Below are 12,042 nucleotides of genomic sequence, written 5' to 3' on the forward strand. Positions count from 1 at the left end.
AAACCTGTTGGGCTGCCCGCTAGGTCTTAGCGTCGGCGGGCGAGGAGGTGCTAGGATAACGGTCCGTTTTACTGGCGGCCACGCCTATCAGGCTTTTGTGCTTGATCAGGCTGTATGGGTTCGCGGCGGAAAGCCTCTGTTTATCAGCTAAACTCCGCTTTTTCGCCGATTTTGCCAGTTCAGTCCTTCGTAAAATCGATCCTTGAGGTGCTGTTGAGCACTTCGACAAAATGTTGCGCGTGAACAAGCTGGGTGAAACGCAGTCTGTTCTGCATCGAATATTTATTTGCCGAGGCGCCATTGGCGCGTCGCTACCGTGAGATAGCCGTCCTCCATGTTTGGTTCCAACGACGACAAGAAGACCCCAGCTGCGGCTGGCGAGAAGAAAAGCCTGTTCGGATGGCTGCGCAAAAAGCCGCAGGAGCCCGCCGTCGAACAGCCACAGCCACTTCCAGAGGTTGCGCCTGAGCCGGTAATAGAAGCTGCGCCCGTTGCGCAAGCGCCGACCGCCGTCGTATCGCCGATAGCCGAGCCGGTAGTGCAACCGGTTGTCGAGCCAGCGCCTGTGCCAGTCGCTGAAGTACCGCGCGCGCCAGAAGTCGTACACAAGCCGTGGTTGACGTTGCCGGTGGCTGAAGAGCCGGTGGCCCTGGTCGAAAACGAGCTGGCGCCGCATGTCACGCCACCGATTCCTGCGCCGACAGTAGTCCAGCAAGCGGTAGAGCTGCTGGTGGTCGAACCGGTCCCGGTCATTGATCCGGCGGCTGAGCAACTGACGGTTGATGAGCCTGATCTGCCTCAGCCGGTGATTGCCGCATTCGTGGCACCAGAACGTGCCCCAGAACCTGTGCTTGCCCCAGCGCCCGTCGTCGCGGCTCCGGTAACACCGCCAGCGCCGGTTGCTCCGGTCGTTCCGGTTGCGGCGCCGGTTGCAGCCGAACCGGTTCGCACCGAAGAAACCAAAGCCGGCTTCTTTGCCCGCCTCAAGCAAGGCCTGTCGAAAACCAGCGCGAGCATTGGCGAGGGCATGGCCAGCCTGTTCCTCGGCAAGAAGATCATCGATGACGAACTGCTCGAAGACATCGAAACCCGCCTGCTGACCGCTGACGTGGGTGTCGAAGCGACATCGGTGATCATCCAGAGCCTGACCCAGAAGGTCGCGCGCAAGCAGTTGGCCGACGCCGATGCACTGTACAAATCCTTGCAGGCCGAGCTTGCCAACATGCTCAAGCCTGTCGAGCAGCCGCTGAAAATCACCTCGCAGAACAAGCCGTTCGTGATTCTGGTGGTCGGCGTCAACGGCGCCGGCAAAACCACCACCATCGGTAAGTTGGCGAAGAAGCTGCAGCTTGAAGGCAAGAAAGTCATGCTCGCAGCCGGTGATACCTTCCGTGCCGCGGCGGTCGAGCAATTGCAGGTTTGGGGCGAACGCAACAAGATCCCGGTGATCGCCCAGCACACCGGCGCCGACTCGGCTTCGGTTATCTTCGATGCGGTACAGGCCGCCAAGGCCCGTGGCATTGATGTGCTGATCGCCGATACCGCCGGTCGCCTGCACACCAAAGACAACCTGATGGAAGAACTGAAAAAGGTTCGCCGGGTGATCAGCAAACTCGACGCCGATGCGCCGCATGAGGTGCTGCTGGTGCTCGACGCTGGTACTGGCCAGAACGCCATCAACCAGGCCAAACAATTCAACCAGACGGTCGAACTGACCGGCCTGGCCCTGACCAAACTCGATGGCACGGCCAAGGGCGGGGTGATTTTCGCCCTGGCCAAGCAGTTTGGTCTGCCGATTCGCTACATCGGTGTCGGTGAAGGCATCGATGATTTGCGTACCTTTGAAGCAGAACCCTTTGTCCAGGCACTATTTGCCGAGCGGGAGCGTTCATGATTCGTTTCGAACAGGTCGGTAAGCGCTATCCGAACGGTCACGTCGGCTTGCATGAGCTGAGCTTTCGAGTCCGTCGGGGCGAGTTCTTGTTTGTCACCGGCCATTCTGGTGCTGGTAAAAGTACCCTGCTGCGGCTGTTACTCGCGATGGAGCGTCCGACCACTGGCAAACTGCTGCTGGCCGGGCAGGACCTGGCGACCATCAGCAACGCGCAGATCCCGTACCTGCGCCGGCAGATCGGCGTGGTATTCCAGAACCACCAGTTGTTGTTCGACCGTACGGTGTTCAACAACGTCGCCTTGCCGTTGCAGATTCTCGGCTTGTCCAAGGCTGAAATCGCCAAGCGCGTGGATTCGGCCCTGGAGCGCGTTGCACTCTCGGACAAGACCGACCTCTACCCGGGTGATCTGTCCACCGGTCAGCAACAGCGTGTCGGCATTGCCCGCGCCATCGTCCATCGCCCGGCCTTGCTGCTGGCGGACGAACCGACCGGCAACCTCGACCCGCGTCTGGCGGCAGAAATCATGGGCGTCTTCGAAGACATCAACCGTCTGGGTACCAGCGTGCTGATCGCCAGTCACGATCTGGCGCTGATCGCCCGCATGCGTCATCGCATGCTGACCTTGCAGCGTGGCCGATTGATCGGCGACGGGGAGGCCGGGGTATGAGTGCAACACGCAGTCCGAAGGTTTCCGAGCGCGTGGCCCCGAAGGCCGCCGATCCGCAACCACAGAAAAAAAAGCGCGATGAAGACGATGGTCCGGACTTCAGCACCTTGCTGCGCGCCTGGATCGAAAGTCACTGCGCCAGTTTGCTGGACAGCCTGCGGCGTCTGGGCAAGCAGCCCATCGGCAGCTTCTTCACCTGTCTGGTGATGGCGGTTGCCCTGAGTTTGCCAATGGGCTTGTCGTTGCTGCTGAACAATGTCGAACGTCTGGGAGGCTCCTGGCAGCGTGCGGCGCAGATCTCGCTTTACCTGCAGATCGATGCCAGCGCCAACGAAGGCGAGCAACTGCGCGAGCAGATCAAAGGCATGCCGGGTGTAGCCGATGCCGAATACATCAGCCGCGAACAGGCGCTGGAAGAGTTCCAGCAGCAGTCCGGTCTGGGCGAGGCACTCAAGGAGTTGCCGCAGAACCCGTTACCTGGTGTGGTGCTGGTCACTCCGAACGAAGTCGACAAGGCGACCCTTGAAGCATTAAGACAAAAACTTTCCGAGTTGCCGAAGGTACAACAGGCGCAACTTGATCTAGTCTGGGTCGAGCGTTTGGCGGCCATCCTCAAGCTGGGCGAGCGGTTTGTCTTCGGCCTGACCGTGTTGCTGGTTTCTGCATTACTTTTGGTGATAGGCAATACCATTCGTCTTCATATTGAAAACCGCCGCACAGAGATAGAAGTGATTAAACTCGTCGGCGGCACTGACAGCTATGTGCGTAGGCCCTTTCTGTACATGGGTGCGCTGTATGGCTTCGGTGCGGGGATTCTTTCCTGGGGTGTTCTGGCGTTTGGCCTGAATTGGCTGAACGACGCAGTGGTTGGGCTGGCCGGCTTGTATGGCAGTAATTTCGCGTTGTCCGGGGTACCGGTTGCCGATGGTCTGTCACTCTTGCTAGGCGCAGTGCTGTTGGGGTATATCGGTGCTTGGATTGCGGTAGCGCGCCATTTGAGAGAGCTCGCACCGAAGTAGTGTCTTATTGCTTGTATGACCTTTCAGCGTATAGGGGAACTTGTCCTTCGGTTCCCGGTCAACTTTTCGCAGTGCTGAACTGCACGAGTTATGTGAGTCGGAGGTTTTTTCGTATGACCACTTCTTTGCAACCTGCGTATGCTCTGGTCCCAGGCGCGAACCTGGAGGCTTATGTGCATACGGTGAACAGCATTCCATTGCTGACACCAGAGCAGGAGCGTGAACTGGCCGAGAGTCTCTACTATGAGCAGGATTTGGGGGCGGCTCGGCAGATGGTGCTCGCCCACCTGCGTTTTGTTGTACATATTGCCCGTAGCTATTCCGGCTACGGCCTGGCCCAGGCTGACCTGATTCAGGAAGGCAACGTTGGCCTGATGAAAGCGGTCAAGCGCTTCAACCCGGAAATGGGCGTGCGTCTGGTGTCCTTTGCGGTGCACTGGATCAAGGCTGAAATCCACGAATTCATCCTGCGCAACTGGCGCATCGTCAAGGTCGCCACGACCAAGGCCCAGCGCAAACTGTTCTTCAACCTGCGCAGCCAGAAGAAGCGTCTGGCATGGCTGAACAACGAGGAAGTCCATCGAGTAGCTGAAAGCCTCGGCGTAGAGCCGCGGGAAGTTCGCGAGATGGAAAGCCGCCTGACCGGCCACGACATGGCCTTTGACCCGGCCGCCGAAGCGGACGACGACAGCGCTTTCCAGTCGCCGGCCAACTATCTGGAAGACCACCGGTACGACCCGGCCCGTCAACTGGAAGATGCCGACTGGACCGACAACTCCACCCACAACCTGCACGAAGCGCTGGAAGTGCTGGACGACCGCAGCCGCGACATCCTCTATCAGCGTTGGCTGGCAGAAGAAAAAGCCACGCTGCACGACCTGGCGCAGAAGTACAACGTGTCGGCCGAGCGTATTCGTCAGCTCGAGAAGAGCGCGATGAACAAGCTCAAGCTGTCGATTGCTGCTTAAGCGGTAACGCAATAAAAAACGCCCCGATCAATGATCGGGGCGTTTTTGTTTGTGCATAGGCATTCTCGTTCCCACGCGCAGCAAAGGAATGCCGCCTTCGACGCTCAGCGCCGAGTCGTGACGCAGTGCGTCACCGGATGCGTTACCACGCAGAGCGTGGGAACGATCAGCGGGAGAGGGTTACTGAGCCCACGGCGCCCGGCGCGAAGCGTTGAGTCCGGTCAGGTAGCTATCCCCGCCCAACTGGCTCATCTGCTGCCGAATCCAGCTCGCGCGGCGCAATACATAAGGGCTCGGATGGCCGGCGCTCCAGACTCGCGGGTTTGGTAGTACGGCGGCCAGCAAACTGGCTTGTTGACGGCTCAGCGACCGGGCGCTCACGCCAAAGTGATGCCGTGCAGCCGCTTCGGCGCCAAACACGCCGTCATCCCATTCCACACTGTTGAGGTACACCTCAAGAATTCGCTGCTTGGGCCAGAACACTTCGATCAGTCCGGTAAACCAAGCCTCCAGCCCTTTGCGCAGCCAGCTGCGGCCGGACCACAGGAACAGGTTCTTCGAGACTTGCTGGCTCAAGGTGCTGGCGCCGCGGATCGAGCCGCCGAGTTCGTTGTGGGCCAGCGCGGCCTGGATCGCACCGAAGTCAAAACCCCAGTGTTCGGGGAATTTCTGGTCTTCGCCAGCCATCACCGCGACCTTCAGGTCATCGGAGATGTTGTCCCACTGCTGCCAGTTGCGTTGCAGGTCGATAGGCTCGCCATCGACCCAGGATTCGATCTTGCGTTCGACCATCAGCGCCGTCCCTGGAGGCGGAACGACGCGAAACAACAGCACCAGCAATATGCTGCCACCGGCGAACCAGAGCAGGGCTTTTGTGAAACGGCGGAACATTAAACGCAGCATAGAGATGGCTTGGCCGAACCCGTCGAGCGGGCCATTATACAGACCCTGCCCGATGATTCTGACTGGAGTTCCTCATGCTGCGTGGCTTTCTGATGCTGGCCGCTTTTTTCGGTTTCACTGGCGTGGGCCTGGGCGCGTTTGCCGCCCATGGCCTGAAAGACCGCCTGAGTGCCGAATACCTGGCGATTTTCCACACCGGCGTCACCTACCAACTGGTGCATACCCTGGCGCTGTTGGGCGTAGCACTGCTGGCCACGCAGATTCCCGGGCGCTTGATCACCTGGGCTGGCGTATCATTTGCCATCGGCATCCTGTTGTTTTCCGGCAGCCTGTACCTGCTGACCCTGACCGGTGTCAGCAAGCTGGGCATCGTTACGCCATTCGGTGGATTGGCATTCCTTGTGGGCTGGCTGTGCCTTGGGATAGCCGCCTGGCGCTTGAGCTGACTTAAGAGTCCGTTTCAAGACGAATGGCTTGGGTCGACCTGACTGATCGGGCTAGAATGCTGGCCCCTAAAAATGATGGCGGCATCCGGCATGCGCATTCAGTTGAACGGCGAATCCCTTGAACTGCCCGACGGCGAAACCGTTGCGGCCCTGCTGACCCGTCTGGAACTGACCGGACGCCGGGTGGCGGTCGAACTCAACCTGGATATCGTCCCGCGCAGTCAGCATGCTGAAACAACGCTGAACGACGGCGATTCGGTTGAAGTTGTGCACGCCATCGGCGGCGGCTAGAAACCAGCAGGCGACTCCCGTGCCCCACACGCATTCTGCAAGAACCTCACCCCAACAGAGGATTTCCGATGAGCAACGTTCGCAGCGACAAGCCTTTCGTCCTGGCCGGTCGTACTTACCAGTCGCGTTTGCTGGTAGGTACCGGCAAGTACCGTGACATGGAAGAAACCCGCCTGGCCATCGAAGCCTCGGGTGCCGAGATCGTCACTTTCGCCGTGCGCCGCACCAACCTCGGCCAGAATCCGGGCGAACCGAACCTGCTCGAAGTCCTGTCGCCGGATCGCTACACCTTCCTGCCGAACACCGCCGGGTGCTTCGACGCTACCGAGGCTGTGCGCACCTGCCGCCTGGCCCGTGAGCTGCTCGGCGGCCACAACCTGGTGAAGCTGGAAGTGTTGGCGGACCAGAAAACCTTGTTCCCTAACGTGATCGAAACCCTCAAGGCCGCCGAAGTGCTGGTCAAGGAAGGTTTCGATGTGATGGTCTACACCAGCGATGACCCGATCATTGCCCGTCAACTGGCGGAAATCGGCTGCATCGCCGTCATGCCACTGGCCGGTCTGATCGGCACGGGTCTGGGGATCTGCAACCCTTACAACCTGCAGATCATCCTCGAAGAAGCCAAGATCCCGGTGCTGGTGGATGCTGGTGTCGGTACTGCATCCGACGCGACCATTGCCATGGAACTGGGTTGCGAAGCGGTGCTGATGAACTCGGCCATCGCCCACGCCCAACAGCCAATCATGATGGCTGAAGCGATGAAACACGCCATTGTTGCAGGTCGTCTGGCGTACCTCGCCGGGCGCATGCCAAAAAAACTCTATGCCAGCGCTTCCTCGCCGCTGGATGGTCTGATCAAGTAAGAGCCATTGATGACAGAATCGAACGACACGCCTATCCAGACGGAAGCAGGCGAAGAGCGCCAACACCGCCGCATCAAGAGTTTCGTGATGCGCGCCGGGCGCATGACCGAAGGCCAGCAGCGCGGCCTGGACCAGGGCACGCCACTGTTCGTCCTGCCGTTGGCCGACGCACCGGTGGATTTTGACCAGGTGTTCGGTCGCTCGGCACCACGCTCGCTGGAAATCGGTTTCGGCATGGGCCATTCGCTGCTGGAAATGGCCGCGGCTTCGCCTGATCAGGACTTCATTGGCGTTGAAGTGCACCGACCAGGTGTTGGCGCGTTGCTCAATGGCGTGTTGACTCAAGGCCTGACCAACCTGCGGGTCTACGATTGCGATGCGATCGAAGTGCTCAACCGTTGTGTGGCCGATAACAGCCTCGATCGCCTGATGCTGTTTTTCCCGGACCCATGGCACAAGAGCCGTCACCACAAGCGTCGCATCGTTCAGGCGTCGTTCGCGGAGCTGGTACGCAGCAAGTTGAAGGTCGGCGGTGTGCTGCACATGGCCACCGACTGGGAACCTTACGCCGAATACATGCTGGAAGTGATGAACGTCGCGCCGGGCTACCGCAACCTCGCCGAAGACGGCAAGTGCGTGCCACGCCCAGCCGAGCGCCCGATCACCAAGTTCGAACGCCGCGGCGAACGTCTTGGGCATGGCGTGTGGGATTTGAAGTTCGAGAAACAGTCGTAAGCCTAAAGCAATACAAAATGTGGGAGCGAGCTTGCTCGCGATGAGGCCATAACATTCAACATCTAAGTTGACTGTCAGACCGCCATCGCGAGCAAGCTCGCTCCCACAGTTGTTTTGTGTGGTGTTCAAGAAATGCAGAGGGTGATATTGAAGCGCTCGTAGACAGTCTGAAACGGGCGTCTGATGGCGGACACACAGTTGCAACGTACTTTCTGGCTAACCTGCAGGACAATCCGATGTTCTCTGAGCGGTCGCGGAAAGAGACTTGTAGCCTACAGTCAAAATATTGCCTATCTGGATGATGCTGAAGCGCTGGGCTGCAATGACTACAACGGGCTCAACACGATGATTCGAAATGCAGGCAAGGCGTCCGACAATAAATAGATGGCAGATGAGTTGGCGGCGGTCGTGGCTATAGGTGGGAGATGAATTTCACAGGCACAAGCTCTGTCAGCCAGACTCCATTCTCGGCTTGGTAGAACTTGAAGCCTTGATCCTGCATCTGTTGGGCAGCGACCTTCAGAATCACCACTGTCCCATAGCGCTGGCCCACAGCGCTGGCGGTTTCTACCTCCTGGGACAGGTGCACGTGACGCCGTGAGCCTGGAATCAGCCCCTGTTCGTTGATTGACGCCATGAACCGGGTCGCGGTGCCGTGGTACAGCGTCGCGGGAGGGCGCTTTTCTTCAAATTGCAGGTCGACGGTTTTTGTCGAATGACCCTGTACGGCGCGGATGCGTTGGCCGTCTGCGGAGATCGAAAAGCGTTTCTTGTCGCTGCTGTCGACAACCTGCTGGATCAATTGCCGATCCAGGGTTCTACCATCGCGTGCTGCGCCGCTTATCAGCGCGTCGATAACCGCCCAACCGTCGGTATCCAGTACCAGGCCAATGGCCTGCGGCTCGTGCCGCAACACGTAGCTGAGAAATTTGCTTGTATCGTCCAGCAGCTTCTTACTCATGATCTTCCCTGACTACCGGCAAAAAGAGCATCGATCACAATCCAATGTGGGAGCGAGCTCCCACCGTTGTTTAGTGGTGTATCCGAAAGTCAGCGGCGGTCCGCGACGACGCCGATCAACACCAGCACCACCAACAACACCGGCGCGAGGCTGTAGTTGTTGAACTGGCTCAGGCCGCGAACGATCCACGGCGTGGCGTAGATCAGTGCGGCGCCGCTGCCGATCATGCACACCAGGGCCATTAGCGGGACGCGCAAGGCACCGGCGATGCTGCCCAGGCGTTGATCGATCCAGCCTTTGATATCGGCGCCAAACAGCACCAGCAGGCAGCCCACCAGCGCCAGGGCGATTTCCGACAGGTTGCTACGGCTCCAGCGGGACACGGTGGCAAGCAGATCGAGTACCAAATCCATTCGATTTCCTTAAGTCAGAAAATTCTGCAGCAAGTCATTGAGAAATAGTTGTCCGCGCATCGTCGCCGCCAGACGTGACGGTTCGACCTGCAACAAGCCACTTTGTTCGGCCTCGCGGCGGCCTTCGGCAAGGCTTTCCAGTGTCAGGCCGGTGCGCTCTGGATACAGGCGCGCCTCAACACCTTCGGTCAAGCGCAGGGCATTCATCAGGAATTCGAACGGCAGCTCTTCGTTGGTCAGGGCCTTCTCACCCGCCTGAAAGCTTTTTGCCGGGTTGAGGTAGTCCTTCGGCAGGCGAGTCTTCCAGGTGCGGACAATGCGTCCGTCCGGATGGCTGAGCTTGCCGTGAGCCCCGGCGCCGATGCCGATGAAGTCGCCGAAACTCCAGTAATTGAGGTTATGCCGCGCCGGGCGACCAGGCTGAGCATAGGCCGACACTTCGTATTGGGCGTAACCATGTTCGGCCAACAGCGCCTGACCGGCCTCTTGAATGTCCCACAGGGTGTCATCTTCCGGCAGGGTTGGCGGCTGATTCCAGAACACCGTGTTCGGCTCCAGCGTCAGCTGATACCAGGACAGATGAGTCGGTTTCAGCGCGATGGCCTGACGCAGGTCGTCCAGCGCATCGTCCAGGGACTGATCGGGCAAACCGTGCATCAGGTCCAGGTTGAAGTTGTCGAACCCGGCCTGACGGGCCATGCCAGCCGCGCGAATTGCTTCATCGCCGTTGTGGATCCGGCCCAGGGCCTTGAGTTTCTCTTGCTGGAAGCTTTGGATGCCGATCGACAGGCGATTGATGCCCAAGGCGCGGTAAGCGACGAATTTTTCCTGTTCGAAGGTCCCGGGGTTGGCTTCCAGGGTGATTTCGATATCGCCGGCAAACGGGATTCGCTGCTCCACACCTTTGAGCAAACGGCCCAACGCTTGCGCGCTGAACAGGCTCGGTGTGCCGCCGCCGAAGAAGATCGAACTCAGTTCACGGCCGTAAACCGCATGCAAGTCTTGATCGAGGTCAGCCAGCAGGGCATCCACATACTCTTCTTCCGGCAGCACGGGGCTTGCGGTGTGGGAGTTGAAGTCGCAATAAGGGCATTTGCGTACGCACCACGGAATGTGGATGTACAGCGCCAGGGGCGGCAGCACTGGCAGGGCCGCCCGAGGCGATTGCGCGCCGCCGTAAATCAGCGGCGACGCGGACGAGTCGTGGGTCATTTCAGGCTCAGGCGTTGGCGCAGCAATTCCATTGCACGGGCGCGGTGGCTGAGCTGGTTTTTCTCGGCCGGGCTCAATTCTGCACTGGAGCAATCGCGCTCCGGCACCCAGAACAGCGGATCGTAGCCAAAACCGTGTTCACCGCTGGCTTCGGTCAGGATGCGCCCGTGCCACAGGCCTTCGCAGAGAATCGGCAGCGGATCGTCGGCGTGGCGCACCAGTGCCAGCACGCACACAAACTGTGCGCCGCGTTCGGCTTCGGGGACGTCTTTCAGCACGTCGAGTAGTTTGGCGTTGTTCGCCGCATCGCCCTGGCCATCGGCGTAACGCGCCGAGTAGATACCCGGCGCACCGCCGAGGAAGTCCACCGCCAGCCCCGAATCATCGGCCAGTGCCGGCAAACCGGAAATGCGCGAGGCATTGCGGGCCTTGAGGATGGCGTTTTCGACGAACGACAGGCCGGTTTCTTCAGGCTCGACGCTGCTGAACTCGCCAATCGAGCGCAGGCGCACCGAGTCGCCGAGCATGGCCTGGAGTTCTTTGAGTTTGCCGGCGTTATGGCTGGCCAATACGAGTTGCGTGAAATTGATCATTCGCCGGGGAAGAGCTCTTGGTTGAAATTGATGGTGTTGATTTTGTCGCCGGTTTGCACGTTGATTTCGAAAGTCCGGACTTCCTGCTGATCCACCGGAAACTGGGCGATGTAGTAAACGGCCCCGGTTTCGGTGATCTGTTTGAACTTCAGCGGGATGCTTTTGCTGGTCAGGTCTTTCACCGTGCCACTGACCTGGGCGATCACCGGTTTGTTGGCCTTGATCACCGACACATTGATCACACCCTGATTCTTGCTGCGGACCAGTTCGGCGTTTTTGGCGATATCCGGCGTCAGGTAGGTGGAATTGAAGGTGTTGTAGTGCACCGTCACGTCACCGAAGGTTTCCTGACGTTCGCCTTTGATCGGTTCGGCGGCCATGGCGCTGACGCTCAGGCAGGCTGTTAACAGAAACAGGGCTAGACGACCCATGATCGCTCTCCTCGAAAAACCTCGTTAAACCGCTACCTGGTGATCCTGCAGGCCAGGACTGCTGACGCGGTAGATGCCAATCTCACCTAATAGATTAGGCCATAGCTTACTGGCCCACCCGTGTCGGTGTTGTTGATCGACGGCAAGTCGATCGATGACCTTGGCTTCACGTTCGCGACACAGCGCTTCAAAGTCTTCAAACGTGCAGAAGTGGATGTTCGGCGTGTTGTACCAGGTGTACGGCAAAAACTCCGAAACCGGCATTCGGCCCTTGCTCGCCAGGTACCAGCGGCAGCGCCAGTGACCGAAGTTGGGGAAGGTGATGATGCACTGACGACCGACCCGCAGCATTTCGTCGAGGATCTTGTCCGGGTAGTGCACGGCTTGCAGGGCCTGGGTCATCACCACGATGTCGAAACTGTTGCTGGCAAAGTTGCCCAGGCCCTTGTCCAGGTCCTGCTCGATGACGTTGATGCCCTTGGCCACGCATTCGGCGATGTTGTCCGCGTCGTTTTCCAGCCCGTAGCCGGTGACTTGCTTGTTATCGCGTAGCCAGGTCAGCAGCTCGCCATCACCGCAACCGAGGTCGAGCACGCGGCTGCCGGCGGGGATCCATTCCTGGATGATTTCCAGATCGGCTCTCAT

The 12,042-nt window shown here is 59.3% G+C and carries 15 protein-coding genes; 8 read left to right on the forward strand and 7 right to left on the reverse strand.

The annotated features are described in order from the left end of the window. The first annotated feature begins 334 nt into the window (after positions 1 to 334). From ftsY to rpoH, 4 genes are all read left to right on the forward strand, one after another. The gene (gene ftsY, locus KRR23_RS20690) at positions 335 to 1,894 is read left to right on the forward strand and encodes a signal recognition particle-docking protein FtsY (RefSeq protein ID WP_216744018.1); all 1,560 of its coding nucleotides are present in this window, start codon (positions 335 to 337) and stop codon (positions 1,892 to 1,894) included. Continuing rightward, entirely contained in the window at positions 1,891 to 2,562 is a 672-nt protein-coding gene (gene ftsE / locus KRR23_RS20695; protein ID WP_019694097.1) for a cell division ATP-binding protein FtsE, read from the forward strand. The genes ftsY and ftsE overlap by 4 nt, the downstream gene beginning before the upstream one ends. Next, positions 2,559 to 3,581 (forward strand): permease-like cell division protein FtsX, encoded by a 1,023-nt coding sequence (gene ftsX, locus KRR23_RS20700; protein WP_216744019.1) that lies wholly within the window; start codon positions 2,559 to 2,561, stop codon positions 3,579 to 3,581. The genes ftsE and ftsX overlap by 4 nt, the downstream gene beginning before the upstream one ends. A 113-nt stretch (positions 3,582 to 3,694) precedes the next feature. Then, positions 3,695 to 4,549 carry an RNA polymerase sigma factor RpoH gene (gene rpoH / locus KRR23_RS20705; RefSeq protein WP_019694095.1) on the forward strand — a complete coding sequence of 285 codons (855 nt, stop codon included), beginning with the start codon at positions 3,695 to 3,697 and terminating at the stop codon, positions 4,547 to 4,549. A 180-nt stretch (positions 4,550 to 4,729) separates the two neighbouring features. On the opposite strand, the gene mtgA is transcribed toward rpoH, so the two are convergent. Further along, positions 4,730 to 5,452: a monofunctional biosynthetic peptidoglycan transglycosylase gene (gene mtgA, locus KRR23_RS20710; protein WP_216744020.1), complete on the reverse strand. Its 723-nt coding sequence runs from the start codon at positions 5,450 to 5,452 to the stop codon at positions 4,730 to 4,732. Between the two features lie 74 nt (positions 5,453 to 5,526). Between mtgA and KRR23_RS20715 the strand changes: the two genes are divergently transcribed. The 4 genes from KRR23_RS20715 (at position 5,527) to trmB (ending at position 7,787) form a co-directional block, all read left to right on the forward strand. Beyond that, positions 5,527 to 5,898, forward strand: coding sequence for a DUF423 domain-containing protein (locus KRR23_RS20715; RefSeq protein WP_216744021.1), 372 nt, complete (start codon positions 5,527 to 5,529; stop codon positions 5,896 to 5,898). 90 nt (positions 5,899 to 5,988) lie between these two features. Then, positions 5,989 to 6,189: a sulfur carrier protein ThiS gene (gene thiS / locus KRR23_RS20720; RefSeq protein ID WP_007897898.1), complete on the forward strand. Its 201-nt coding sequence runs from the start codon at positions 5,989 to 5,991 to the stop codon at positions 6,187 to 6,189. A 68-nt stretch (positions 6,190 to 6,257) separates the two neighbouring features. Beyond that, on the forward strand, positions 6,258 to 7,052 hold the full coding sequence (locus KRR23_RS20725; protein WP_019694092.1) for a thiazole synthase: 795 nt from the start codon (positions 6,258 to 6,260) through the stop codon (positions 7,050 to 7,052). 9 nt (positions 7,053 to 7,061) lie between these two features. Next, positions 7,062 to 7,787, forward strand: a complete 726-nt coding sequence (gene trmB / locus KRR23_RS20730) for a tRNA (guanosine(46)-N7)-methyltransferase TrmB (protein WP_054594470.1) — start codon at positions 7,062 to 7,064, stop codon at positions 7,785 to 7,787. A 412-nt stretch (positions 7,788 to 8,199) separates the two neighbouring features. Here the strand turns inward: trmB and KRR23_RS20735 are convergent, their stop codons facing one another. From KRR23_RS20735 to metW, 6 genes are all read right to left on the reverse strand, one after another. Next, positions 8,200 to 8,748 carry an RNA 2'-phosphotransferase gene (locus tag KRR23_RS20735; RefSeq protein ID WP_216744022.1) on the reverse strand — a complete coding sequence of 183 codons (549 nt, stop codon included), beginning with the start codon at positions 8,746 to 8,748 and terminating at the stop codon, positions 8,200 to 8,202. A gap of 89 nt (positions 8,749 to 8,837) precedes the next feature. Next, entirely contained in the window at positions 8,838 to 9,161 is a 324-nt protein-coding gene (locus KRR23_RS20740; protein ID WP_054594469.1) for a DUF3392 domain-containing protein, read from the reverse strand. Positions 9,162 to 9,170: 9 nt separating this feature from the next. Further along, on the reverse strand, positions 9,171 to 10,373 hold the full coding sequence (hemW, locus tag KRR23_RS20745) for a radical SAM family heme chaperone HemW (RefSeq protein ID WP_145014308.1): 1,203 nt from the start codon (positions 10,371 to 10,373) through the stop codon (positions 9,171 to 9,173). Then, complete coding sequence (rdgB, locus tag KRR23_RS20750; RefSeq protein WP_216744023.1) at positions 10,370 to 10,966, reverse strand: RdgB/HAM1 family non-canonical purine NTP pyrophosphatase; 597 nt, start codon at positions 10,964 to 10,966, stop codon at positions 10,370 to 10,372. The genes hemW and rdgB overlap by 4 nt, the downstream gene beginning before the upstream one ends. After that, positions 10,963 to 11,397 (reverse strand): DUF4426 domain-containing protein, encoded by a 435-nt coding sequence (locus KRR23_RS20755; protein ID WP_216744024.1) that lies wholly within the window; start codon positions 11,395 to 11,397, stop codon positions 10,963 to 10,965. Before KRR23_RS20755 ends, rdgB begins: the two co-directional genes overlap by 4 nt. 24 nt (positions 11,398 to 11,421) lie before the next feature. Beyond that, positions 11,422 to 12,042, reverse strand: a complete 621-nt coding sequence (gene metW, locus KRR23_RS20760; RefSeq protein ID WP_071552963.1) for a methionine biosynthesis protein MetW — start codon at positions 12,040 to 12,042, stop codon at positions 11,422 to 11,424.

It is taken from the genome of Pseudomonas sp. CVAP#3 (genome assembly GCF_018986375.1).
In the GTDB taxonomy this organism is placed as follows: Bacteria; Pseudomonadota; Gammaproteobacteria; order Pseudomonadales; family Pseudomonadaceae; genus Aquipseudomonas; species Aquipseudomonas helvetica.

What these genes read in the sequence shown, in the direction of transcription:
- ftsY (WP_216744018.1), top strand. Translation starts at nt 335, where the DNA reads ATGTTTGGTTCCAACGACGACAAGAAGACCCCAGCTGCGGCTGGCGAG.
- ftsE (WP_019694097.1), top strand. Translation starts at nt 1,891, where the DNA reads ATGATTCGTTTCGAACAGGTCGGTAAGCGCTATCCGAACGGTCACGTC.
- ftsX (WP_216744019.1), top strand. Translation starts at nt 2,559, where the DNA reads ATGAGTGCAACACGCAGTCCGAAGGTTTCCGAGCGCGTGGCCCCGAAG.
- rpoH (WP_019694095.1), top strand. Translation starts at nt 3,695, where the DNA reads ATGACCACTTCTTTGCAACCTGCGTATGCTCTGGTCCCAGGCGCGAAC.
- mtgA (WP_216744020.1), bottom strand. Translation starts at nt 5,452, where the DNA reads ATGCTGCGTTTAATGTTCCGCCGTTTCACAAAAGCCCTGCTCTGGTTC.
- KRR23_RS20715 (WP_216744021.1), top strand. Translation starts at nt 5,527, where the DNA reads ATGCTGCGTGGCTTTCTGATGCTGGCCGCTTTTTTCGGTTTCACTGGC.
- thiS (WP_007897898.1), top strand. Translation starts at nt 5,989, where the DNA reads ATGCGCATTCAGTTGAACGGCGAATCCCTTGAACTGCCCGACGGCGAA.
- KRR23_RS20725 (WP_019694092.1), top strand. Translation starts at nt 6,258, where the DNA reads ATGAGCAACGTTCGCAGCGACAAGCCTTTCGTCCTGGCCGGTCGTACT.
- trmB (WP_054594470.1), top strand. Translation starts at nt 7,062, where the DNA reads ATGACAGAATCGAACGACACGCCTATCCAGACGGAAGCAGGCGAAGAG.
- KRR23_RS20735 (WP_216744022.1), bottom strand. Translation starts at nt 8,748, where the DNA reads ATGAGTAAGAAGCTGCTGGACGATACAAGCAAATTTCTCAGCTACGTG.
- KRR23_RS20740 (WP_054594469.1), bottom strand. Translation starts at nt 9,161, where the DNA reads ATGGATTTGGTACTCGATCTGCTTGCCACCGTGTCCCGCTGGAGCCGT.
- hemW (WP_145014308.1), bottom strand. Translation starts at nt 10,373, where the DNA reads ATGACCCACGACTCGTCCGCGTCGCCGCTGATTTACGGCGGCGCGCAA.
- rdgB (WP_216744023.1), bottom strand. Translation starts at nt 10,966, where the DNA reads ATGATCAATTTCACGCAACTCGTATTGGCCAGCCATAACGCCGGCAAA.
- KRR23_RS20755 (WP_216744024.1), bottom strand. Translation starts at nt 11,397, where the DNA reads ATGGGTCGTCTAGCCCTGTTTCTGTTAACAGCCTGCCTGAGCGTCAGC.
- metW (WP_071552963.1), bottom strand. Translation starts at nt 12,042, where the DNA reads ATGAGAGCCGATCTGGAAATCATCCAGGAATGGATCCCCGCCGGCAGC.